Genomic DNA, 20,252 nt, shown 5'->3' on the forward strand with positions numbered 1-20,252 from the left:
GTGCCTTAAGAAAAATATTAAGGTGCCTTAAGAAAAATAATGAAAAAACTAAATGTTTTTCATATAGTTTTCATTGTTTTAATAGTTTAAAGTCAATCTTATTTTTCTCTAATAGAAAATAATGAAAAAGTAGGTTTAGAAAGAGGTAAGTATCTATGTCTTCTCATAAAAAAGTGTCACTCTCTGAGATTAATCAATCTATCGATACTCCAAATAACAACCATTTTTGGCAAAATCTAAAAGCATTTTTAGGACCTGGCGCTCTTGTAGCAGTTGGTTATATGGATCCTGGAAACTGGATTACTAGTGTGGTTGGTGGTGCTTCTTACAAGTATAGTCTCTTATTCGTCATTTTAATTTCATCCATCATCGCCATGCAGCTACAACAGATGGCTGGAAAGCTCGGTATCGTAACTAAGATGGACCTAGCACAGGCAACAGCTCATCATGCTCCCAAGTGGCTTCGTTATAGTTTATGGGTGATTTTAGAATTAGCTTTAATGGCGACCGACTTAGCCGAGGTTCTAGGCTCAGCGATTGCCTTAAATCTTTTATTTAAAATACCAATTATGGTCGCTATCCTCTTAACCGTTTTAGACGTATTTCTTTTGTTGTTGTTGATGAAATTTGGCTTCAAAAAAATTGAAGCCATTGTTACGACCCTTATTTTAACCATATTAGCCATCTTTACCTATCTGGTGGCTTTATCCAATCCAAGTATTCAGGGTATCTTTGGTGGTTATTTACCGACTCCAACATTATTTGAAACACCATTACCAGGTCATGAAAGCCAATTGACCTTGGCTCTAGGAATTGTGGGGGCGACAGTCATGCCCCATAATCTCTATCTTCATTCATCCCTATCCCAAACAAGGAAAATCAATCACAAAGATAAGAAGGATGTTCGAAAAGCCGTGCGTTTTATGACCTGGGATTCAAATCTTCAGTTGTCTCTAGCCTTTATTGTCAATTCCTTGCTTCTTATTTTAGGGGCATCTCTCTTTTTTGGTCATGCATCTGAAATTTCAGCTTTCTCTCAAATGTACAATGCTTTACAGGATTCGAAGATAGCAGGAGCTATAGCTAGTTCAACTCTGTCAACTTTATTTGCCCTTGCCCTCCTAGCAAGTGGTCAAAATTCGACCATTACAGGCACTTTGACAGGACAGATTGTCATGGAAGGTTTCTTACATCTAAGATTACCTCAGTGGATTATCCGTATCGGTACACGTATTTTTGCCTTGATCCCTGTGATTATAGTCGCCGTCTTGTTTGGACATCAAGAAAAAACCTTGGATCAGTTATTGGTCTATTCACAGGTCTTTCTTTCAATCGCTCTTCCGTTTTCAATTTTTCCCTTGATTTATCTGACCTCTAAGAAGTCACTGATGGGAGAATTTACCAATGCCAAGTGGAATACAATCCTAGGTTACGCAGTTTCAATCATCTTGACCATTCTCAATATCAAGCTTCTTTTCGATATTTTTTAAACTCGTTTGAAATCACTTATAGTGTCAGCGTGAAGGTTGACAAATAGAAAGTAGTAGTGATTGGTTCATAAAAACAAGTACAAAAAAAGAACAGTGGTAACTGTTCTTTTTTATCATTATTTGAGACCGTATTTTACAAAGATATACTCTATAGTGTTTAAATCCTTATTAAATCAACGTTTCTAAAGGGATATAGCTGTAAAATATTATATATATACCGTATTGTTAAACCAAGACGGTACCAAAAAGGTACCAAAAATTAAGGTTTCGGAGCTTATAAAATAATGAAAGTTGTCTCAATCAGTTGAGCTTTTTTTATTGCCTTTTTGTAGCAAAGTGACATAGTCACTTTTAGTGTGGAATAGGTGAGATAAAAAAACGGTGTTTCGATTTTGGTCAATGAAGTAAAGCAAAACATATTGGTCAATAATTTTTCCTCGTGTGGGATACTTACTGTTAATCTTTACTCCGATTTTCTCATCAGCGTCAAAACCTGCTTCAGGAAAAATTTCTAAACTTTTTAAGCTGTCTAAAATTTTAGCCACAGTATTTTTAGCAGATTGAGGAGATAGAAGCACCGTAGCTATATAGTCGTGTATATTGTCGATAGCTTCCTCGACTTCTTTTGAAGCAATCACTTTATAAGCCATAGCTTACCCTCATATTGTCTAGGGAAGTACCTTCTCCTGCCTCGTATTCTCTCAAGGCACGTTCAGATTGAGCTTGTAATTCTTCAATCAACTGTTCTCTATGTAGATCTTCGGCCGTCTTAATAGGCAAATCTTGCTCCAGGACTATTTGCTCTACAAAAAGGCTAATAGCCTCAGTCATGGTCATTCCTTTTTCCTTGATAATGGATCTAGCTTGCTCCATTGTTACTTCATTTATTTTAAAATTGTATTGCTTAGCAAGTGATGTAGTCATGGTATATCTCCAATCTATATCTTATATAGCTAGTATATATCTTTTATACTTTTTAGGCAAGAAAAAACTCTTGAATATAATCCAAGAGTGAAACGAACAGGACCAGTGGTGGCACGGGTTCTTTACAGCCTAAAGCTGAAGGCAGTACCTCACCTGTACTTGAAACAAGTACCTTTGAGCAAACTGTTACCAGTCACCCGACATCATCCTATCCTTATCCATAGTTTAGGATAAATAAGAGAGAATGTCAACAACAATTCTTATCACAACCATGCTCTTGTTCCTTTGTTTGCTTTTCTTGTTTTTGGATAAATTGATTGACTGTATCTTTCAAATATTTTTGCATCTCCAGAATCTGACTCAGCTCATTTAAGCTAACCTGGTCATCTTCATTTACCTTTTTTGCGATCTGATTGACATTGACTCCAATCCGATTGATAGCCTGACGCAATTCTTTTAATTCTTCAAAATTCAAAATTTTGACTTCGCCCATAATTAACATGATTCGGGCAAAGGAATTAAAATTTGTCATTCCAGACTCTGCAACTTTGTTCGAAATGAAGCGAGCCTCTTCGTCCGTTAGTCTGATAAGTTTTTGAACTGGCCTTTTCCGTTTTTCTCCATTTCCCAAAATTATTCACCTCCATTTTGGCATTTTTCGCTTGAGGCCCTCAAGGACCTATTCTTCTGGCAAGCATAGCACTTGGATATCCAAATGCTGTTTTTAAAAAGGTCAGAGATGGTCAGTTTCTAAAACTGACCATTCTTGACTTTTTAAATTTTTGGGGAAATCCCCAATCCCCTAATCCCTGCAAGCAAGAATGTTGTTCTATCACGAGGGAAAAGTTTTAATTAGAATTTCTTATCGTCCCCCATAATAAGCAAGCTGTTTTTCTAATATTGGTCGTTCATGTTTTAATAAATCTTTCATCAATTTCAGATAGTCAATATCAGATGTTTTATAGGTTTCTAAAATCTTTTTATATTTAGTTCTTGTATTTCTATGTAATTTTTGCCAAACATTTTTATTGCGTGTATATGCGACTAGATATATCTGAGTTTCAACTGGCAAATCATCAAATACAAAAGGTTTAAAGATAACAGAGTTAATGACCTCAAATATTTCTTCAACAGAGCGACTCCGGAGCTGAAATTCTAAGCGCCACCAATGCTGGAACTGCTGAGCAAATTTCTTGTCTTCCTCAGAGCCATTTTCTAATTGTTCAACTTTTTTGTTATAGAGTCTAATTTGCTTTTCTGACCTGGAGGCGCCTAGATATTTAGTTTCGAGTTTTCCATTCTGGTCTCTCCATTCTTTGGTAGCAGTAGGGCGGCCTTTCTTTTCAAGAATAAACTCACTACAATCAACTTCAAATATATCAAAAGCTAAATCGACTCGAGAGATTGCAATATCTTCAAGATATGGTATAAGTGTATCTAAGATATTAATATCAATCTGTCGGAGTTTATTGGGGTTAAACTCTATCCTGAAAGGGCGAGCATTAAAGGCTTGTCCTTTTAATTTGTCGTAGTCTAGGAGGAGTCTAACGTGACTTCCGTCCCGAGTGATTGCTCTAAACATATCAGTCATATCAGTCTGTACGATAATGGCTGTATGGTTTTCTATCAAACTTTTGAGATTAAGGAGTTTGATAGGTTTGATATAAGCTGTAATAGTGATGTTGTCCAAGATAACTTTTAATTCCAAATCAACCTCCTTTCTTGTAGAGATCGCCTATCGGCGCCTCTTTTTTGTCTGCGCAAAGACCTCCGTAAAATGACATTCTTGGGGGAGCAACCCCAAGCCGACTTCGTCGGACCATTTTCATTTTGCTACGGTCAAACTTGCCAAAAAACGGGTGCAGTAAATGCACATCAGATGTGCACATAGCGGGCTGTTAGAGGAGCCCGCGTTATAAATTTTGAGAAAGCTCAAAAATTTAGTCTCAAAATCTCATTTTCAAAATATTTTCACAACTATTTTCACAATTATTTTTTTGCAAAAAATTTTTATTAAATAAATTTCTATTTTACTCTCATCTCTCATATTGTTGTAGCCAGGCAGTAACCTTACGTTTATCATATAAGGTCACTCCATCAATCACCATGTGAGGCATGCCCTCACGTTGCCATTTGACAATAGTAGTGGTGGATACATCAAGCCAACGGCACAAGCCTGACATACGAATCATAGGTTTATAGAGTTCTCTATCTTCAAGGGCTTTTTCTATAGCCTTTTGAACCATGTTATCGTAGCGAGCGAGCAACTTCTTTTCAGTTGCTTTGGGTAAGTGGATAGTAAAATCTTCTGCCATATTCTGACCTCTTTCTTTATTGTATAAGTTCCGAAATTAAACAAATTTGTTTAATAATTGAATTTTATTAAACTTTTTTGTTTTTGTCAACTAAAAATATACATATTTGTTTAAAAATGATAAAATAATAGTCTGAAGGGAGTTTTTATGACTAATATTAATAATGTTTTTGGAAAACCACCTACTAGAATAAAAGAAATGATCAAAAAATCTGGAAAAAAGTTAAAGGAGATTAGTCAAGAGTCTGGTGTTCCTTATGGTGCTCTTAGTTCTTATAATCAAGGTACTAGAAAGCCAAAAGAAGAAAATGCAAAAAAACTTGCCGACTACTTCGGAGTCTCCATCCCTTTTTTACTAGGCATAGAACAATCTCCAAATAAGACTGTTAATAGCTGGGAGAATTTAACTGATGATGCAAAAATCACATATCTATACTTGTTAAATATGGCACAGTCTGTTAATGGAATAGAGTTATTAAGTCAAGAAGAGATTCAGAAACTACAGTCTATCCATGAGAAAAGAAGAAAGATTTTAAAGCAATTAAGTGACTTACAAAATCAACTATTCGAACTTGAAAATCAAGAAGAGTCATTACGAAATAGTCTTAATCACGATATTCAAGAATTATTTAATAGAATAGCCAATGAGGAGGGAGAAATAGAATTATCTATCAATGATTTATAAAACGATTTAAACAAATGGTTTAATCAGTAATTTCTTTATTTTATAAGTTCCGAAACCTTAAAAATAAAGGAGAAATTACATGTCTATTATTAAATATAAGGCTAAAAAGTCTAAATCAGGGTATCTTTATAAGGTCAGAATCTACAGGGTAATTGATGGCAAACGTCAGGACTTCTTTAAAAGCGGATTTAAGAGCCGTAGAGAGGCTAGACAGTATGAAGCTATGATTTACCACAAAAAAGCGTCAGGCGACCCCTCAGGGATTCTGAGAGCCTCTGAGAGACGTTTTGATGAAGTTTTTGAGGAATGGTTCAAAACTTATCAAAACACAGTAGAGAGGACGACAAGCGTCCGTACAGATGATTTGTTTAGAATTCATATCTTGCCAGTTCTTGGAAAGATGAAAATTTCCAAAATTACTCCTTGGCAATGCCAAGACTTTATTACCGAAAAAGGTCAGACTTTTAGAAATATCAAACAGGTAAAATCTTATACTAGCCAAGTGTTTGATTTTGCTTTGAAAATGAAATTGATTACAGACAACCCAATGAAGCAAACGATACTCCCCAAAAGAGAGCGGAAGAAGTCAGATAACTTCTTTAGCGTTGAGGAGTTGCATGAGTTTTTAGCTATTATTAGGGCAGAAGAGCCTTATAAAAACTATGCCTTATTTCGTTTGTTGGCCTATAGTGGTTTAAGGAAAGGGGAACTGTATTCTTTGAGGTGGTCTGACATCGATTTTGACAATCAATTACTTTCTATCAGCAAAAACCTAGGTAGAATCAAGGGGAAAGCAGTTGAGAAAAGCACCAAAAACAGGTTTTCAATAAGGCAAATTCCTTTAGATACTGAGACAGTCTTGATTTTGAAAGAGTGGAAACAAAAGAGCAGAAAAGAAAAGGGGCAACTGTCAGTTACCCCATTGATTATGTGACTATTAGTCCGTCTCGCTCCGTAAGGTGCGAGACAAATAAACCACCCGCTATGCGGGTGCGCGTCGAAGGTTATACCAAAAAACTCCAAACGCGATACAATAAAGGTGTTCAAGCCAATTGTAAAGCGAAAGGAGAAAAATATGGCACAAAAGGCACATAGTTTATAACACACAAAGTGGATGTGTAAATATCACATTGTGTTCACCCCTAAGTATAGACGAAAAGTCATTTATAATCAATATCGAAGTAGTTTGGGAGAAATATTCCACCGATTATGTAGTTATAAAGGTGTTGAGATTATCGAAGGACACTTAATGCCTGATCATGTACATATGTTAGTAAGTATTCCACCAAGGATAAGTGTTTCAAGTTTCATGGGTTATTTAAAAGGTAAAAGTGCACTCATGATGTTTGATAAACACGCCAACCTCAAGTACAAGTTTGGCAACCGGCATTTTTGGGCAGAAGGTTACTACGTGAGCACAGTAGGGCTTAATGAAGCCACAATTAAGAAATATATTCAGGAGCAGGAAAAGCATGATATAGCACTAGATAAATTGAGTGTAAAAGAATATGAGGATCCCTTTAGGGATAGTGGTAAGTAGTAGCAAGGCCTCTTTAAGAGGCAAGTGACGAGTCAAGAGCAATGAGGCTTGAACAACGTGAAAGCCAGCGTCTTTAGGCGCTGGCTGGTAATTTGGGCTTATAGCCCTGGTGCAAACCACCCGTTAGACGGGTGGTTATGATTGATAGTGATTACATGTTTACGTTTGTTGGCCGAGATGGAAAGATAGAGCCTTTATATCAGGACTATATTAATAGCGTACTCAAGCGGGTTATCAAAAAGCATAATCTGAAAAAAATTACTCCTCATGGCTTCAGACATACTCATGCTACCTTAATGATTGAAACGGGTGTTGACCCTGTTAATGCAGCAAAAAGGTTAGGTCATGCAAGTAGTCAGATGACCCTGGATACTTATAGCCATTCTACAGTAGCAGGAGAGAAGAAAGCTATCACAAAATTTGTAGATTACCTGGATAGTGCAAAAGGTTAGTTTTCCAAGACGGTACCAAAAACGGTACTAAAAACAAAAAAAGCCAATTCCAATTTCTTGGAAAGGGCTTTGTATCAACGCTTTTAAGCAATAAATGCGGTTGATTATTTGAGACCGTATTTTTTGTTGAAACGATCCACACGTCCATCTGCTTGAGTGAACTTTTGACGTCCAGTGTAGAATGGGTGTGAGTCTGATGAAATTTCCACACGGATCAATGGGTAAGTTTCGCCTTCGAACTCAACAGTTTCGTTAGAGCGTTTAGTTGAACCGCTAAGGAATTTGTAACCAGTAGTTGTGTCCATGAAGACAACTGGGCGATATTCTGGATGGATATCTTTTTTCATTTTGCAATATTTCCTTTCTGCCATGGTCTCTTTGCGAGCCATAGATTGTTACCTTACTAGTCTATCAGATTCTGAAAAGTTTGGCAAGTATTTTATCAGTTTTTAAGTAAGTTTTTTAACTTTTGGTAGATGATTTCGTTTTCTTCTAGACTATAGGAATTGGCGCCACTAGCTAATGGATGTCCTCCTCCGTCGTGTTCTTTGGCAATTTCATTGATAGGGGTAATTTTACTGCGCATACGCACACGGAAGTGACCGTCAGCTTGCTCAACAAAGATGGCCCAAGCCTTAACGGTATCAATTCGACCAGGTGCTCCGACAATCGCAGCCGTTTCAGCATCCGTAACCTTATATTTTTCCAGGATTTCTTGAGTAAGCAGAACGCGTGCAGCTCCATTCTCATCGACTTCTAAGTGATCATAAACATACCCTTGCAGTTTTGCAATCTTGAAGCTCATGGTATCCATTTGACGAGATAATCCAGCAAAGTCAAAATCAATTTCTCGGAGCTGGCCAGCTATTCTAAAGGTACGAGCACTAGTTGACGGGTAGAGAAAACGCCCTGTATCCCCGACAATTCCTGCATAGAGAAGTCGTGCCGCTTCACTAGACAAAGCTAGCTGATTTTCTTGAGCAAATAATGCAATCATCTCACTGGCACTGCTTGAACTTGTATCCACCCAAGATAGGTCACCATAGATATCATCGTTTGGATGGTGATCAATTTTGATGGTGAAAGCAGCTTGTTCGTAGCGTTTATCATCGATACGAGGACGATTCGCTGTATCACAAATAATAGCAAGAGCTCCTTGGTAGTCACTGTCTTGGACAGTATCCATTTCCGCCATCCAGGTTAGAGTGGGTTCGTTAAAACCGACCGCTTTGATAGTCTTTTCTGGGAAATGGTGTGTGAGAAGAGCTTTCAAGCCCACCTGACTCCCTAAGGCATCCGGATCTGGTTTCATATGACGGTGAATGATAATGGTATCGTATTCTTTGATTTTCTCTAAAATTTGCTGGCAAATGTCCATAAATAACCTCAATTCTTTCTCATTTCATTGTAGCATAAGAATTTTTATTTTTAAAATGAAAAAGATATGATATAATGGAGAAAGATAAATTGAGGAGGACGATATGGCATTAGCAAAAATTGTATTTGCCAGTATGACCGGTAATACCGAAGAAATTGCAGATATTGTAGCAGATAAATTGCGTGACTTGGGCTTGGATGTCGATGTGGATGAATGTACGACTGTTGACGCTTCAGACTTCTTGGAGGCGGACATCGCAATCGTTGCGACTTACACTTACGGGGATGGAGAATTGCCCGATGAGATGATGGACTTCTACGAAGACCTAGCTGATCTCAATTTGAATGGCAAAATTTACGGAGTGGTCGGTTCAGGAGATACCTTCTACGACGAATTCTGTAAGGCTGTCGATGACTTTGATCGCGTTTTTGTAGCAACAGGAGCAGAAAAAGGTTCAGAGTGTGTTAAAGTGGACCTTTCTGCTGAAGAAGAAGACATCGAACGTTTGGAACAATTCTCAGAAGAATTGGCTGCAAAAGTAGGATAAGAATCAAACTGCGCTGACTGGAAGAAGTCAGTGCGTTTTTTTATTAGTTTTTTTGGGATTTTACTAGCCTATTTAGAGGCTTTTTGATACAATAATTCAAATAAAGGAGGAGACACTATGGATTTAGATATTATTCGGCAAGAAATTGATCAAATCGACGACCAAATCGTCAAGCTCTTGGAAGAACGAATGCATTTGGTTGAGGGAGTAGTTGCCTATAAGAAAGCCTCAGGAAAACCTATTTTAGACACCAAGCGAGAAGAAGTCATTTTTGAAAAGGTAAGAAGTCGTGTAACCAATAAGAATTACCAAGAAACCATTGTTGCGACTTTTTCAGATATTCTTAAACGTTCGCGTGATTATCAGGAACAAAACATCAAATGAAAAAAGAACAATTGTATCCGCTAGGAATTTTTTTAGCTGCTATGTTGGGAGGCCTTGTCCGCTATTTTGTATCTAGTCAGTTGCCAGCCAGTCCTGACTTTCCATGGGGAACCCTCCTTGTCAATTATCTAGGAATTTTCTGCTTGGTCTATCTGGTAAAAGGCTATCTGGTCTATAAGGGAAGCAGTAAAGGTTTGGTTTTGGCGCTGGGTACAGGCTTTTGCGGTGGTTTAACAACCTTTTCTAGTCTAATGCTTGATGCTGTGAAACTGCTTGATACCGAGCGTTATCTTAGTTTGGGTATCTACCTACTTTTAAGTATTGGCGGAGGCCTGCTCTTGGCTTATTATCTAGGGAGGAAGAAATGGTAATCGTCTATCTTGCAATCGCCTGCGGACTTGGAGCCCTAGTGCGGTATTTCTTTTCCCGATACAATCAATCCTCTAAATTTCCCCTAGGAACTCTCATAGCCAATCTTCTCGGTTGTTTTTTGATTGGCTTGCTCTACAATCATGTGGAGTCTAAGGAAGTTTATGCTATCCTCGCGACAGGTTTCTGTGGTGGGTTGACGACCTTTTCAACTCTGAATGACGAGCTGCAAAGACTGTTAAGTGACAAGAAGGTATTTTATAGCTATTTTCTCTTAACTTACCTAGGCGGTTTTCTAGCGATTTTTTTAGGAATTCTGCTATAAATTTCTTTACTTTTAGGTGGAAATTTGGTAAACTGTATCTTGTGTGTAATGGACGCACAAAAATACAGTTTATCCGCTGAGGAAGGTTCCTCAAGATTGACAAAGATAGGAGAATAAAATGAATCCATTAATCCAAAGCTTGACTGAAGGTCAACTTCGTACAGATATCCCATCATTCCGTCCTGGTGACACTGTTCGTGTACACGCGAAAGTTGTCGAAGGGAACCGTGAACGTATCCAGATTTTTGAAGGTGTTGTTATCGCACGTAAAGGTGCTGGCATCTCAGAAAACTACACAGTTCGTAAAATCTCTAACGGTGTAGGTGTTGAGCGTATCTTCCCAATCCACACTCCACGTGTTGAAAAGATCGAAGTTGTTCGTTACGGTAAAGTACGTCGTGCGAAATTGTACTACTTGCGTGCTCTTCAAGGTAAAGCAGCTCGTATCAAAGAAATCCGTCGTTAATTCGACAAAAAAACTCTGCTTATTCAGCAGAGTTTTTCTCTAGCTCCCTTAGTTCAATGGATATAACAACTCCCTCCTAAGGAGTAGTTGCTGGTTCGATTCCGGCAGGGGGCATATAAACAGTGTAAAAAACCGCTCAGCTGAGCGGTTTTCGTATTTTATCATACTTTACAGCACCCACGTACGGATAGCATGGGCAACGCCAGATTCATCATTTGTTTTAGTGATGTATTTGGCGATTTTTTTGAGTTCTGGATTTCCGTTTTCCATGACTACAGGGTTGCCAACGACTTCCAGCATGGCACGGTCATTCTCTTCGTCCCCGATCGCCATGGTTTCATCTGTGGTCAATCCGAGTTTTTCAGCTAGGTGAGTGATGGCTGAACCCTTGTCTACATTCTTTTTAAGGAGTTCGAGGTAGAAAGGAGCAGATTTGTTGATGGAGTAGCGTTCGTAAAATTCGGCTGGAATCTTTTCAATCGCAGCATCGAGGATTTCTGGTTCGTCGATGAACATACATTTGACGATTTCCTTGTCAGCCATTTCTTCAGGAGTGCGGTAAAAGATAGGCATGTTGACGAGGGTTGATTCGTGCACTGTGTATTTTCCGATATTGCGATTGGCAGTATAGATACCGTCCTTGGTAATAGCGTGCATGTGGACACCGAGTTTGCGACTGAGAAATTCGATATCTAGATAGTCTGCATAGTCCAAGGTTTCACGGATAATCTCATGACCTGTCGCTGTTTCTTGGACAAGACCTCCATTAAAGGTCACAACATAGTCTCCTTCGTCTCTAAGTTGTAAGTCATCAAGGAGTTTGGCAACGCCAGCGATGGGGCGACCGGTTGCAATAACGACTTTGACACCAGCTTTTTTTGCATCTTGGATAGCTGAAAATACTTCAGGTGTGATTTCTTTTTTACTATTGACAAGTGTGCCATCAATATCGACAGCGATTAATTTGATACTCATAAATTTCCTCTATTATTTCTTATTTGGGGTAAAATGATCGTTCTCAATCAAGTGTAAAAATTGCTGGGTAATGCTTGCGAAGATGCTGTTTTGGTCCAACATTTCTTTTGGAAAATAGAAACGATTGTCCCCATGGCGGCTGCCAGCAAGGGATTGGACGATAGGGGACAAGCTAGAGAGTTCTGCCAGTTCACCATTTTTCTGTAGAATCTCAATCTGTGTCCGTGGATTTTCAGATTCGGGACGATAGATATCATAAGGGAGGTCAAAGTTCTTATGAATGGCTGTATAGTAGTCTGGATCAAAACCGATTTCTTCAACCAGTTGTCTCATGGTTGCGAGTTGGTCTTGGTCTTTTTCTGAAAAAGTAATGGATTTAAAGACCTTGCGGTTGACAAAACGTTGCGACAAGTCGGCTAGTATCTTGTCAGGACTGGTCATCCAGAGTTGGAAGTAGGTATTCATCACGCCATCATCAAGTGCTAGATAGTCAGATAGAGTAACTTTCTTTTCAAAAAAAGGTAGCAAATGAGGAGAAGTGCGTGCAAAGAAGTCCTTGTCTTCAGGATAGAGTTCCTTGGCGCGTTTGAGGAGATTTTGTAGGAGAACCTCCATGGCGCGTGTTGCTGGGTGGAAATAAACCTGCATATACATCTGGTAGCGACTGAGAACATAGTCTTCGATGGCGTGCATGCCATTGCGCTGAAAGGCGATACCATTTTCAACAGGACGAATCACTCGGAGGATGCGAGTCAGGTCAAATTCTCCATAAGATGCTCCAGTAAAATAGGAGTCGCGCAAGAGATAATCCATGCGGTCTGCATCAATCTGACTAGAGATGAGCTGTACGACCTGCTTGTTAGAGTAGGTATGGTCAATGACACTAGCTACCTTTTCCGGAAAATCGGGTGCCACTTGTAGCAGAACTTGGTGAATCTCTGTCTCAGGACTTTGGATGATTTCCTGAGTAATGGCCTCATGATCTGTATCAAAAAGATGTTCAAAAGTATGAGAGTAGGCACCATGCCCGAGGTCATGAAGGAGCGCAGCAGTCATGGTCAAGAGAGACTCAGCAGGATCCCATTCTTCAGGATATTTTTCTTCAAAAATCTCCGTGATACGACGAGCAATCTCATAGACCCCCAAACAGTGGGAAAAGCGACTGTGCTCCCCACCATGGAAGGTATAGCTGGAAGTTCCCAGTTGTTTGATACGACGCAGACGTTGAAATTCTTTTGTATTGATCAAGTCATAGATGACCTGATTATTAACATGGATATAATTGTGAACAGGGTCACGGAATACTTTTTCGTTCATATGACCATTATAGCAAAATCCTGCTCTTTTTGGTAAAATAGTAGGACAAGAGACAAGAAAGAGGACTTGATGTGAAAATTCGGATGCGAAATACGATTCAGTTTGATGAACAGTTGGAAGTCATTGATCAACTCTATGACGTGGAAGTATATGAAAAAGGAGATTATGGCTATTTACTCTTTTATAATGAGGAAAAAGAAAAAGTGGTACTCAAGTTTCATCAAGAAGAACTGGTGATGACCCGTTTCTCGAGTCCCAAGACCATTATGAGATTTCTAAAGGATACTGATAGTTTAGCCTATATTCCCACACCTATGGGGATGCAGGAGTTTATCATTCAAACGAATCACTACAAACTGGATGAGCAAAAGATTGAGCTCGCCTATCAACTGCAAAATCAAGAGGGACAACCCTTTGCCAGCTATCAATTAGAAATTACTTGGGGATAAGAAAAAGGTTGGCGAATGCCAACCTTATTTGATATAGAGTTCTTGATTTTTTAGAACAATTTCACGTACACTTGTAAACTTCTTGAGTTTTTTAAGTTCTTCAGGATGGGTTACCAGAGTGATAACATAGCCCTCTTTGCCCATGCGACCTGTACGGCCAGCACGGTGAGTGTAGGTTTCCATATCTCTAGGAACATCAAAGTTTACGACACATTCTAGACTATCGATATCAATCCCACGTGCCAAAAGGTCTGTTGCAAGGAGCAGGGTTAGTTGCTTATCTTTAAACTTTTCTAAGATAACTTTTCTAAATTTGACATTGACATCGCTAGCGAGGGAAACAGCCAAGATATCCCGATACTGTAGTTTTTCCTCTGCGTTTCCAAGGTCTGATAGGCTGTTAAAGAAGACCAGACCACGGAAATCCTCTACATGAGCCAGTTTTCGTAGCATATCCACTCGGTGACGTTGGTCTACCTGCATATAGAAATGTTGGATGTTGTCCAGTTTTTGATCAGAGAGATCAATAGTGCGCGTGTTTGGTGCAATCTTTTCTTGGTCAAACTTGGTCGTCGCACTCATATAGATGAGTTGGTGGTCACGAGGTGCGTAGTGAGTGATTTTCTCGACAAAGTGAATCTGAGAATCATCGAGCAATTGGTCAAATTCATCCAGGATGATGGTTTCCACATTCATCATCTTGATTTTTTTCAATTTAATCAACTCAAAGATACGGCCAGGTGTTCCAATCAGAATTTCTGGTCCTTTTTTAAGACGTTCAATCTGACGTTTCTGACTTGAACCTGATAGGAAGAGTTGAGCTGTTAAACCAATAGCTTCAGCCCAGGTTTTACACACGTCAAAAATCTGTCCAGCTAGTTCTGTATTTGGTGCTAGAATCAAGAGTTGTTGGGCTTTTTTCTTTTGTAGTCTGAGAAGACTTGGCAGGAGGTAAGCGAGGGTCTTACCAGTTCCTGTTGGGCTTACTCCCAGGAGGTTTTCTCCAGCAAGTATAGGCTCAAATAGTTGAGTTTGAATGGGAGTAAATTCTTGGAAACCGAGTTGGTCGCTCAGTTTTTGCCATTCAGTGGGGAGTTTGGTTTTCATTTTTCTGCCTCAAATCTAATGCCAGCAGTCTGGCGCATGGTATAGAGTAGCTCATGAATAGAACTTGCATCATCCAGCCAGTTCTGGTAGAGCGTCTGGTCTGGTTGCTGGATCATGTGTGCAAATGCAGCAACTTCCTCAGTCATCGTATGAGGAGCTTGTTGGATAGGGAGTTGAACTTGATTTCCTCGGTGGTTAGTAAAAATAGCTGAGCGGACATGTTCAATCGTGTTAAGGGTCAAGGTTCCATCTGCTGTGTAAATCTCACAAGGAAGATTGGAAGTGATGTTTTTCCCAGCTTTGATATGAACTTGAAAGTCAGGGTAGAAGAGGATACCGTCTCCATTTAGGTCAATGCTATTGTCAAGCTGTTGAGCATGGTAAGTCGCGTCCTGAGCCTTTCCAAAGAGGCGAATAGCAGCATAGAGAGGATAAATCCCCAAGTCCATAAGGGCTCCACCAGCAAAACGGTCTGAAAAGACATTTGGCGTCTGCCCAGCTAACAAGTCCGGCATCTTGGAAGAATACTTGGCATAGTTGAAATCAGCTCCCAATACTTGCTTGTCTGCCAAAAAAATCTTGATAGTAGTAAAAGCTTCCTCGTGGTAATTACGAGCAGCTTCAAAGATAAAACAGTGATTTTTCTCAGCTGTCTGTCTCAAATCCAGCCATTCTTGTGGCTGCGTGACAGCTGGCTTTTCAAGAATGACGTGCTTACCAGCAGACAAGGCGGTTTGTGCCTGAACAAAATGCAAGGAGTTTGGACTGGCGATATAGACTACATCAAAGGAAGACTTAAAGAAGTCTTCTAATTGATCAAAGAGTTGGACATTTTGATAGCGGGAAGCAAAGGTTGTGGCAGTTTCTAGTTTTCTAGAATAGACTGCGACCAGTTGGTATTCTCCACTAGTATGGGCTGCTTCTATGAAATGATGGCTGATAGCGCCTGTTCCGATGACACCTAATTTAAGCATGGATACTCCTTTTCCGACTTCAAATCCTTCCTTCATTATAACATAGAAAAGAAGGACTATCCAACAGATGGTAAAAATTTTCAAATGGACTACGCATTTCTTGGAGAAAGTGGTACAATATTTAGATAAGTAGATGAAATGAGAAGGGGGAGAAAATGAGATTATTACCAATAAGAAAAATATCACGTCAGTCTAAGAGGCTAGCGCTTTTTTTGACTTTTTGCGCAGGATATGTAGATGCCTATACCTTTATCGTGCGAGGAAATACCCTTGTGGCGGGACAGACTGGAAATGTGGTTTTTCTATCAGTAGGACTCATTCAACACAATGTGTCAGATGCCAGTGCCAAAGTAATGACCTTGCTAGCTTTTATGATGGGGGTCCTTTTATTAACTATCTATAAGGAAAAATTGAGAATTGTTAAAAAGCCAATTTTGTCCGTAATTCCACTTGCAGTCTTGTCCCTAATTATTGGATTTGTGCCGCAAACTGTAGAGAATATCTATCTCGTACCGCCATTGGCCTTCTGTATGGGACTGGTGACAACTGCTTTTGGAGAAGTATCAGGGATTGCCTATAATAATGCTTTTATGACTGGGAATATCAAACGAACCATGTTGGCTTTTGGAGATTATTTTCGGACCAAGCATACGCCTTTCCTACGAGAGGGCCTGATTTTTGTTAGCTTGCTTAGCAGTTTTGTCTTCGGGGTTATTTTTTCAGCTTATTTGACGATTTATTATCTGGAAAAGACAATTTTAGGTATTCCTCTCATGATGAGCATCTTTTACATTAGTATGCTTTTTGCTTCTTGGAGGAAAAAAGGGAAAGAAAAAGCTTAAATTTGATTGATTTTACTTGTAAGAAAAAAGAAGATATGCTATACTTGAAGAGTTGACTATGCACAGTCCTGTGCAACCGCACGAACATCGTTGCTCGTCGTATACAAAATTTAAACTTTGTTATACTTAGAGCTCTTCTTTTAAGTGGTTCGTCCCACGATGCTAGGCGAGTCTTCACAAAAATACGGGGAAACCCTAAAAATCATAGGAGGTGCATAATGAGCACATACGCAATTATCAAAACTGGCGGAAAACAAGTTAAAGTTGAAGTTGGTCAAGCAGTTTACGTTGAAAAATTGAACGTTGAAGCTGGTCAAGAAGTTACTTTTAACGAAGTTGTTCTTGTTGGTGGTGAAAACACTGTTGTCGGAACTCCACTTGTTGCTGGAGCTACTGTAGTTGGAACTGTTGAGAAACAAGGAAAACAAAAGAAAGTTGTTACTTACAAGTACAAACCTAAAAAAGGTAGCCACCGCAAACAAGGTCACCGTCAACCATATACAAAAGTTGTCATCAACGCGATCAACGCTTAATTTTAAGGAGAACACATGATACAAGCAGTCTTTGAGAGAGCCGAAGATGGCGAGCTGAGGAGTGCGGAAATTACTGGACACGCCGAGAGTGGCGAATACGGCTTAGATGTCGTGTGTGCATCGGTTTCTACGCTTGCCATTAACTTTGTCAATTCTATTGAGAAATTTGCAGGCTATGAACCAATCTTAGAATTAAACGAAGATGAAGGTGGCTATCTAAAGGTTGAAATACCAGCGGATCTTCCTTCGCACCAGAGAGAAATGACCCAGTTATTCTTCGAATCATTTTTCTTAGGTATGGCAAACTTATCGGAGAACTCTTCTGAGTTCGTCCAAACCAGAGTTATCACAGAAAACTAACACGGAGGAAAACATTATGTTAAAAATGACTCTTAACAACTTGCAACTTTTCGCCCACAAAAAAGGTGGAGGTTCTACATCAAACGGACGTGATTCACAAGCGAAACGTCTTGGAGCTAAAGCAGCTGACGGACAAACTGTAACAGGTGGATCAATCCTTTACCGTCAACGTGGTACACACATCTATCCAGGTGTAAACGTTGGACGTGGTGGAGACGATACTTTGTTCGCTAAAGTTGAAGGCGTAGTACGCTTTGAACGTAAAGGTCGCGATAAAAAACAAGTTTCTGTTTACCCAATCGCAAAATAAAAAGGTCCAGTGAACCTTTTTATCCCGAGCCTTGAAATGAAAAGGCGAGGAAGCTACAAGTAGCATAAAATCAGGCTTTCCGAGTTTTCGGAGAGCCTTTTTTTGTTTTGATACCCATTTTGAATTTAATAGAGAATAGTTAGATTTAAACTTGCGATGGACACTTTTTTCTTTTTTGGAAAAATTCTGAAATATGGTATAATGAACAGATAGAGAAGTTGGGGGTAAAAGATGAACATTCAACAATTACGCTATGTTGTGGCCATTGCCAATAGTGGTACTTTCCGTGAAGCTGCTGAAAAGATGTATGTTAGTCAGCCGAGTCTGTCTATTTCTGTGCGCGATTTGGAAAAAGAGTTAGGCTTTAAAATTTTCCGTCGGACGAGTTCGGGAACGTTTTTGACTCGTCGTGGTATGGAATTTTATGAGAAAGCGCAAGAATTAGTCAAAGGATTTGATGTTTTTCAAAATCAGTATGCCAATCCTGAGGAAGAAAAGGATGAATTTTCTATTGCCAGTCAGCACTATGACTTCTTGCCACCAACCATTACGGCCTTTTCAGAACGCCATCCTGACTACAAGAACTTTCGTATTTTTGAGTCTACCACAGTTCAAATATTAGACGAAGTAGCCCAAGGACACAGTGAGATTGGGATTATCTACCTCAACAACCAAAATAAAAAGGGCATCATGCAACGGGTTGAAAAGTTAGGTCTCGAAGTCATTGAGTTGATTCCTTTTCATACCCACATCTATCTGCGTGAAGGACATCCCTTGGCGGAAAAAGAAGAACTGGTCATGGAGGATTTAGCTGATTTACCAACAGTTCGTTTCACTCAGGAAAAGGACGAGTACCTATACTATTCAGAGAACTTTGTCGACACCAGCGCGAGCTCGCAGATGTTCAATGTGACGGACCGTGCTACCTTGAATGGTATTTTGGAGCGGACAGATGCCTATGCGACTGGGTCTGGATTTTTAGATAGTGACAGTGTTAATGGGATCACAGTCATTCGCCTCAAGGATAATCTAGATAACCGCATGGTCTATGTCAAACGGGAGGAAGTGGAGCTTAGCCAAGCTGGGACTCTTTTCGTTGAGGTTATGCAAGAATATTTTGATCAGAAGAGGAAATCATGAAAAAAAGAGGAATAGTAGCAGTCATTGTACTGCTTTTGATTGGGCTGGATCAGTGGGTTAAAGCCTATGTTCTCCAGCTGATTCCACTGGGTGAAGTGCGTTCGTGGATACCCAATCTTGTTAGCTTGACCTATCTGCAAAATAGAGGAGCAGCCTTCTCCATGCTGCAAGATCAGCAGTGGTTATTTGCTATCATAACCTTGGTTGTCATGGCAGGTGCCATATGGTATCTACATAAGCACATGGAGGACTCTCTCTGGTTGGTTTTTGGATTGACTCTAATTATCGCGGGAGGTCTGGGCAACTTTATCGACAGAATGAGTCAAGGTTTTGTGGTGGATATGTTTCACCTAGACTTTATCAACTTTGCGATTTTCAATGTTGCTGACAGCTATTTGACAGTTGGTGTCATTGTTTTATTGATTGCAATGCTTAAAGAGGAAGTAAATGGAAATAAAAATTGAAACTGGTGGGCAACGTCTAGACAAGGCTCTGTCTGATCTGACAGAATTGTCACGCAGTCTCGCTAATGAACAAATCAAGGCTGGACAAGTCTTGGTTAATGGGCAAGCCAAGAAAGCAAAATACACTGTCCAAGAGGGGGATATCGTCACCTACCATGTGCCAGAACCAGAGGTTTTAGAGTATGTTGCTGAGGAACTTCCTCTGGAAATTATCTACCAAGATGAGCATGTAGCCGTCGTCAACAAACCTCAAGGGATGGTGGTCCATCCGAGTGCCGGTCATACTAGCGGAACCTTGGTCAATGCCCTCATGTACCATATCAAAGACTTGTCGGGTATCAATGGGGTTCTTCGTCCAGGAATTGTTCACCGTATTGACAAGGATACGTCTGGTCTCCTCATGATTGCAAAAAATGATGAGGCCCACTTGGCGCTTGCCCAAGAACTCAAGGACAAGAAGTCTCTACGTAAGTACTGGGCGATTGTTCATGGCAATCTTCCCAATGATCGTGGTGTGATTGAAGCACCGATTGGTCGGAGCGAAAAAGACCGTAAGAAACAGGCTGTGACTGCTAAAGGGAAACCGGCAGTGACGCGTTTTCACGTCTTGGAACGTTTTGGTGATTATACCTTAGTGGAGTTGCAACTGGAAACAGGGCGTACCCACCAAATTCGTGTTCACATGGCTTATATTGGTCATCCAGTCGCTGGGGATGAGGTCTATGGTCCTCGAAAAACGCTGAAAGGACATGGACAGTTTCTCCATGCTAAAACTCTAGGATTTACCCATCCGAAAACAGGTGAAACCTTGGAGTTTACGGCAGATATTCCAGATATTTTTAAAGAAACCTTGGAGAGATTAAGAAAGAATTAGACGTGATAAAAGAGTTGAGATGCCTTGTCTCAA

General features: G+C 39.8%; 28 protein-coding genes, 1 tRNA gene, 2 pseudogenes and 1 other annotated feature. Of the genes and pseudogenes, 19 read left to right on the plus strand and 12 right to left on the minus strand.

The annotated features are described in order from the left end of the window. The first annotated feature begins 155 nt into the window (after window positions 1–155). Complete coding sequence (locus tag M1F74_RS01970; RefSeq protein WP_213988422.1) at window positions 156–1,490, plus strand: Nramp family divalent metal transporter; 1,335 nt, start codon at window positions 156–158, stop codon at window positions 1,488–1,490. Window positions 1,491–1,786: 296 nt separating this feature from the next. Here the strand turns inward: M1F74_RS01970 and M1F74_RS01975 are convergent, their stop codons facing one another. The 5 genes from M1F74_RS01975 to M1F74_RS01995 all read right to left on the minus strand — a co-directional run bounded on the left by M1F74_RS01975 (window position 1,787) and on the right by M1F74_RS01995 (window position 4,729). Then, entirely contained in the window at window positions 1,787–2,140 is a 354-nt protein-coding gene (locus tag M1F74_RS01975; RefSeq protein ID WP_084972165.1) for a type II toxin-antitoxin system RelE/ParE family toxin, read from the minus strand. Next, window positions 2,130–2,414: a type II toxin-antitoxin system RelB/ParD family antitoxin gene (relB, locus tag M1F74_RS01980; protein ID WP_247946140.1), complete on the minus strand. Its 285-nt coding sequence runs from the start codon at window positions 2,412–2,414 to the stop codon at window positions 2,130–2,132. Before relB ends, M1F74_RS01975 begins: the two co-directional genes overlap by 11 nt. A gap of 247 nt (window positions 2,415–2,661) precedes the next feature. Beyond that, window positions 2,662–3,045 (minus strand): plasmid mobilization protein, encoded by a 384-nt coding sequence (locus M1F74_RS01985; RefSeq protein WP_432654174.1) that lies wholly within the window; start codon window positions 3,043–3,045, stop codon window positions 2,662–2,664. Window positions 3,046–3,276: 231 nt separating this feature from the next. Next, window positions 3,277–4,122 carry a replication initiation protein gene (locus tag M1F74_RS01990; RefSeq protein ID WP_247946142.1) on the minus strand — a complete coding sequence of 282 codons (846 nt, stop codon included), beginning with the start codon at window positions 4,120–4,122 and terminating at the stop codon, window positions 3,277–3,279. Between the two features lie 328 nt (window positions 4,123–4,450). Continuing rightward, on the minus strand, window positions 4,451–4,729 hold the full coding sequence (locus M1F74_RS01995; protein WP_015605376.1) for a hypothetical protein: 279 nt from the start codon (window positions 4,727–4,729) through the stop codon (window positions 4,451–4,453). A 147-nt stretch (window positions 4,730–4,876) separates the two neighbouring features. On the opposite strand from M1F74_RS01995, the gene M1F74_RS02000 reads away from it, so the two are divergent. From M1F74_RS02000 to M1F74_RS02015, 4 genes and pseudogenes are all read left to right on the plus strand, one after another. Continuing rightward, window positions 4,877–5,413: a helix-turn-helix domain-containing protein gene (locus tag M1F74_RS02000; protein ID WP_247946143.1), complete on the plus strand. Its 537-nt coding sequence runs from the start codon at window positions 4,877–4,879 to the stop codon at window positions 5,411–5,413. A 79-nt stretch (window positions 5,414–5,492) separates the two neighbouring features. Further along, a complete protein-coding gene (locus tag M1F74_RS02005) occupies window positions 5,493–6,347 on the plus strand; it encodes a tyrosine-type recombinase/integrase (RefSeq protein ID WP_247946144.1) in 855 nt (284 codons plus the stop codon). A 180-nt stretch (window positions 6,348–6,527) separates the two neighbouring features. After that, complete coding sequence (tnpA, locus tag M1F74_RS02010) at window positions 6,528–6,953, plus strand: IS200/IS605 family transposase (protein WP_247946145.1); 426 nt, start codon at window positions 6,528–6,530, stop codon at window positions 6,951–6,953. A gap of 140 nt (window positions 6,954–7,093) precedes the next feature. Further along, a pseudogene (locus tag M1F74_RS02015) lies at window positions 7,094–7,405 on the plus strand (tyrosine-type recombinase/integrase); the annotation flags it as partial. A 104-nt stretch (window positions 7,406–7,509) separates the two neighbouring features. On the opposite strand, the gene M1F74_RS02020 reads toward M1F74_RS02015, so the two are convergent. Together M1F74_RS02020 and M1F74_RS02025 are read right to left on the minus strand one after the other, a co-directional pair. Beyond that, complete coding sequence (locus M1F74_RS02020; protein ID WP_000710762.1) at window positions 7,510–7,752, minus strand: type B 50S ribosomal protein L31; 243 nt, start codon at window positions 7,750–7,752, stop codon at window positions 7,510–7,512. Between the two features lie 95 nt (window positions 7,753–7,847). Further along, on the minus strand, window positions 7,848–8,783 hold the full coding sequence (locus tag M1F74_RS02025; protein WP_247946146.1) for a DHH family phosphoesterase: 936 nt from the start codon (window positions 8,781–8,783) through the stop codon (window positions 7,848–7,850). Window positions 8,784–8,886: 103 nt separating this feature from the next. Here M1F74_RS02025 and M1F74_RS02030 point away from each other — a divergent pair, with 103 nt between their 5' ends. The 6 genes from M1F74_RS02030 (at window position 8,887) to M1F74_RS02055 (ending at window position 10,988) form a co-directional block, all read left to right on the plus strand. Then, complete coding sequence (locus tag M1F74_RS02030; RefSeq protein WP_247946147.1) at window positions 8,887–9,330, plus strand: flavodoxin; 444 nt, start codon at window positions 8,887–8,889, stop codon at window positions 9,328–9,330. A 117-nt stretch (window positions 9,331–9,447) separates the two neighbouring features. Continuing rightward, window positions 9,448–9,714: a chorismate mutase gene (locus M1F74_RS02035; RefSeq protein WP_247946148.1), complete on the plus strand. Its 267-nt coding sequence runs from the start codon at window positions 9,448–9,450 to the stop codon at window positions 9,712–9,714. After that, a complete protein-coding gene (gene crcB, locus M1F74_RS02040; RefSeq protein ID WP_247946149.1) occupies window positions 9,711–10,085 on the plus strand; it encodes a fluoride efflux transporter CrcB in 375 nt (124 codons plus the stop codon). Before M1F74_RS02035 ends, crcB (M1F74_RS02040) begins: the two co-directional genes overlap by 4 nt. Beyond that, window positions 10,079–10,408, plus strand: coding sequence for a fluoride efflux transporter CrcB (crcB, locus tag M1F74_RS02045; RefSeq protein WP_247946150.1), 330 nt, complete (start codon window positions 10,079–10,081; stop codon window positions 10,406–10,408). The genes crcB (M1F74_RS02040) and crcB (M1F74_RS02045) overlap by 7 nt, the downstream gene beginning before the upstream one ends. 118 nt (window positions 10,409–10,526) lie before the next feature. Beyond that, entirely contained in the window at window positions 10,527–10,874 is a 348-nt protein-coding gene (gene rplS / locus M1F74_RS02050) for a 50S ribosomal protein L19 (protein ID WP_001068669.1), read from the plus strand. Window positions 10,875–10,916: 42 nt separating this feature from the next. Next, window positions 10,917–10,988, plus strand: a tRNA-Arg gene (locus M1F74_RS02055). Between the two features lie 54 nt (window positions 10,989–11,042). Here the strand turns inward: M1F74_RS02055 and yidA are convergent. Both yidA and M1F74_RS02065 read right to left on the minus strand, forming a co-directional pair. After that, window positions 11,043–11,849, minus strand: coding sequence for a sugar-phosphatase (gene yidA, locus M1F74_RS02060; RefSeq protein WP_247946151.1), 807 nt, complete (start codon window positions 11,847–11,849; stop codon window positions 11,043–11,045). Window positions 11,850–11,861: 12 nt separating this feature from the next. Then, window positions 11,862–13,166, minus strand: a complete 1,305-nt coding sequence (locus tag M1F74_RS02065) for an HD domain-containing protein (protein WP_247946152.1) — start codon at window positions 13,164–13,166, stop codon at window positions 11,862–11,864. Window positions 13,167–13,237: 71 nt separating this feature from the next. Here M1F74_RS02065 and M1F74_RS02070 point away from each other — a divergent pair, with 71 nt between their 5' ends. Then, window positions 13,238–13,615, plus strand: coding sequence for a DUF1934 domain-containing protein (locus M1F74_RS02070; RefSeq protein WP_247946153.1), 378 nt, complete (start codon window positions 13,238–13,240; stop codon window positions 13,613–13,615). Between the two features lie 24 nt (window positions 13,616–13,639). Here M1F74_RS02070 and M1F74_RS02075 read toward each other — a convergent pair whose 3' ends face one another. Then, window positions 13,640–14,722, minus strand: a complete 1,083-nt coding sequence (locus M1F74_RS02075) for a DEAD/DEAH box helicase (protein WP_247946154.1) — start codon at window positions 14,720–14,722, stop codon at window positions 13,640–13,642. Next, on the minus strand, window positions 14,719–15,696 hold the full coding sequence (locus tag M1F74_RS02080) for a Gfo/Idh/MocA family protein (RefSeq protein WP_247946155.1): 978 nt from the start codon (window positions 15,694–15,696) through the stop codon (window positions 14,719–14,721). The genes M1F74_RS02075 and M1F74_RS02080 overlap by 4 nt, the downstream gene beginning before the upstream one ends. A 155-nt stretch (window positions 15,697–15,851) precedes the next feature. Here M1F74_RS02080 and M1F74_RS02085 point away from each other — a divergent pair, with 155 nt between their 5' ends. From M1F74_RS02085 to rpmA, 4 genes are all read left to right on the plus strand, one after another. Beyond that, window positions 15,852–16,538, plus strand: coding sequence for a YoaK family protein (locus tag M1F74_RS02085; RefSeq protein WP_247946156.1), 687 nt, complete (start codon window positions 15,852–15,854; stop codon window positions 16,536–16,538). 64 nt (window positions 16,539–16,602) lie between these two features. Further along, window positions 16,603–16,722, plus strand: a sequence feature (ribosomal protein L21 leader region). 34 nt (window positions 16,723–16,756) lie between these two features. After that, a complete protein-coding gene (gene rplU, locus M1F74_RS02090) occupies window positions 16,757–17,071 on the plus strand; it encodes a 50S ribosomal protein L21 (RefSeq protein ID WP_000109141.1) in 315 nt (104 codons plus the stop codon). A 15-nt stretch (window positions 17,072–17,086) separates the two neighbouring features. Continuing rightward, complete coding sequence (locus M1F74_RS02095; RefSeq protein ID WP_000613705.1) at window positions 17,087–17,431, plus strand: ribosomal-processing cysteine protease Prp; 345 nt, start codon at window positions 17,087–17,089, stop codon at window positions 17,429–17,431. A gap of 16 nt (window positions 17,432–17,447) precedes the next feature. Beyond that, complete coding sequence (rpmA, locus tag M1F74_RS02100; protein ID WP_000916509.1) at window positions 17,448–17,741, plus strand: 50S ribosomal protein L27; 294 nt, start codon at window positions 17,448–17,450, stop codon at window positions 17,739–17,741. 143 nt (window positions 17,742–17,884) lie between these two features. Here the strand turns inward: rpmA and M1F74_RS02105 are convergent. Further along, window positions 17,885–17,980 (minus strand): annotated as a pseudogene (locus M1F74_RS02105) (AraC family transcriptional regulator); the annotation flags it as partial. Between M1F74_RS02105 and M1F74_RS02110 the strand changes: the two are divergent. Genes M1F74_RS02110 through M1F74_RS02120 form a run of 3 tightly spaced genes read left to right on the plus strand, consistent with a single transcriptional unit; the run spans window position 17,973 to window position 20,219 of the window. Then, window positions 17,973–18,881 carry a LysR family transcriptional regulator gene (locus M1F74_RS02110; RefSeq protein ID WP_009730007.1) on the plus strand — a complete coding sequence of 303 codons (909 nt, stop codon included), beginning with the start codon at window positions 17,973–17,975 and terminating at the stop codon, window positions 18,879–18,881. The pseudogene M1F74_RS02105 and the gene M1F74_RS02110 overlap by 8 nt on opposite strands. After that, window positions 18,878–19,345, plus strand: coding sequence for a signal peptidase II (lspA, locus tag M1F74_RS02115; RefSeq protein WP_247946157.1), 468 nt, complete (start codon window positions 18,878–18,880; stop codon window positions 19,343–19,345). The genes M1F74_RS02110 and lspA overlap by 4 nt, the downstream gene beginning before the upstream one ends. Then, on the plus strand, window positions 19,329–20,219 hold the full coding sequence (locus tag M1F74_RS02120; RefSeq protein ID WP_084875449.1) for an RluA family pseudouridine synthase: 891 nt from the start codon (window positions 19,329–19,331) through the stop codon (window positions 20,217–20,219). The genes lspA and M1F74_RS02120 overlap by 17 nt, the downstream gene beginning before the upstream one ends. The last annotated feature ends 33 nt before the right edge of the window (window positions 20,220–20,252 follow it).

Source organism: Streptococcus oralis, from assembly GCF_023109315.1.
GTDB lineage: Bacteria > Bacillota > Bacilli > Lactobacillales > Streptococcaceae > Streptococcus > Streptococcus oralis_BS.

What these genes read in the sequence shown, in the direction of transcription:
- rplS (WP_001068669.1), top strand. Translation starts at nt 10,527, where the DNA reads ATGAATCCATTAATCCAAAGCTTGACTGAAGGTCAACTTCGTACAGAT.
- tnpA (WP_247946145.1), top strand. Translation starts at nt 6,528, where the DNA reads ATGTGTAAATATCACATTGTGTTCACCCCTAAGTATAGACGAAAAGTC.
- M1F74_RS02065 (WP_247946152.1), bottom strand. Translation starts at nt 13,166, where the DNA reads ATGAACGAAAAAGTATTCCGTGACCCTGTTCACAATTATATCCATGTT.
- M1F74_RS02000 (WP_247946143.1), top strand. Translation starts at nt 4,877, where the DNA reads ATGACTAATATTAATAATGTTTTTGGAAAACCACCTACTAGAATAAAA.
- rpmA (WP_000916509.1), top strand. Translation starts at nt 17,448, where the DNA reads ATGTTAAAAATGACTCTTAACAACTTGCAACTTTTCGCCCACAAAAAA.
- lspA (WP_247946157.1), top strand. Translation starts at nt 18,878, where the DNA reads ATGAAAAAAAGAGGAATAGTAGCAGTCATTGTACTGCTTTTGATTGGG.
- M1F74_RS01970 (WP_213988422.1), top strand. Translation starts at nt 156, where the DNA reads ATGTCTTCTCATAAAAAAGTGTCACTCTCTGAGATTAATCAATCTATC.
- M1F74_RS01995 (WP_015605376.1), bottom strand. Translation starts at nt 4,729, where the DNA reads ATGGCAGAAGATTTTACTATCCACTTACCCAAAGCAACTGAAAAGAAG.
- M1F74_RS02075 (WP_247946154.1), bottom strand. Translation starts at nt 14,722, where the DNA reads ATGAAAACCAAACTCCCCACTGAATGGCAAAAACTGAGCGACCAACTC.
- M1F74_RS02025 (WP_247946146.1), bottom strand. Translation starts at nt 8,783, where the DNA reads ATGGACATTTGCCAGCAAATTTTAGAGAAAATCAAAGAATACGATACC.
- crcB (WP_247946150.1), top strand. Translation starts at nt 10,079, where the DNA reads ATGGTAATCGTCTATCTTGCAATCGCCTGCGGACTTGGAGCCCTAGTG.
- M1F74_RS02030 (WP_247946147.1), top strand. Translation starts at nt 8,887, where the DNA reads ATGGCATTAGCAAAAATTGTATTTGCCAGTATGACCGGTAATACCGAA.
- M1F74_RS02085 (WP_247946156.1), top strand. Translation starts at nt 15,852, where the DNA reads ATGAGATTATTACCAATAAGAAAAATATCACGTCAGTCTAAGAGGCTA.
- M1F74_RS01975 (WP_084972165.1), bottom strand. Translation starts at nt 2,140, where the DNA reads ATGGCTTATAAAGTGATTGCTTCAAAAGAAGTCGAGGAAGCTATCGAC.
- M1F74_RS02005 (WP_247946144.1), top strand. Translation starts at nt 5,493, where the DNA reads ATGTCTATTATTAAATATAAGGCTAAAAAGTCTAAATCAGGGTATCTT.
- M1F74_RS02120 (WP_084875449.1), top strand. Translation starts at nt 19,329, where the DNA reads ATGGAAATAAAAATTGAAACTGGTGGGCAACGTCTAGACAAGGCTCTG.
- crcB (WP_247946149.1), top strand. Translation starts at nt 9,711, where the DNA reads ATGAAAAAAGAACAATTGTATCCGCTAGGAATTTTTTTAGCTGCTATG.
- yidA (WP_247946151.1), bottom strand. Translation starts at nt 11,849, where the DNA reads ATGAGTATCAAATTAATCGCTGTCGATATTGATGGCACACTTGTCAAT.
- rplU (WP_000109141.1), top strand. Translation starts at nt 16,757, where the DNA reads ATGAGCACATACGCAATTATCAAAACTGGCGGAAAACAAGTTAAAGTT.
- relB (WP_247946140.1), bottom strand. Translation starts at nt 2,414, where the DNA reads ATGACTACATCACTTGCTAAGCAATACAATTTTAAAATAAATGAAGTA.
- M1F74_RS02110 (WP_009730007.1), top strand. Translation starts at nt 17,973, where the DNA reads ATGAACATTCAACAATTACGCTATGTTGTGGCCATTGCCAATAGTGGT.
- M1F74_RS02080 (WP_247946155.1), bottom strand. Translation starts at nt 15,696, where the DNA reads ATGCTTAAATTAGGTGTCATCGGAACAGGCGCTATCAGCCATCATTTC.
- M1F74_RS02020 (WP_000710762.1), bottom strand. Translation starts at nt 7,752, where the DNA reads ATGAAAAAAGATATCCATCCAGAATATCGCCCAGTTGTCTTCATGGAC.
- M1F74_RS02035 (WP_247946148.1), top strand. Translation starts at nt 9,448, where the DNA reads ATGGATTTAGATATTATTCGGCAAGAAATTGATCAAATCGACGACCAA.
- M1F74_RS02095 (WP_000613705.1), top strand. Translation starts at nt 17,087, where the DNA reads ATGATACAAGCAGTCTTTGAGAGAGCCGAAGATGGCGAGCTGAGGAGT.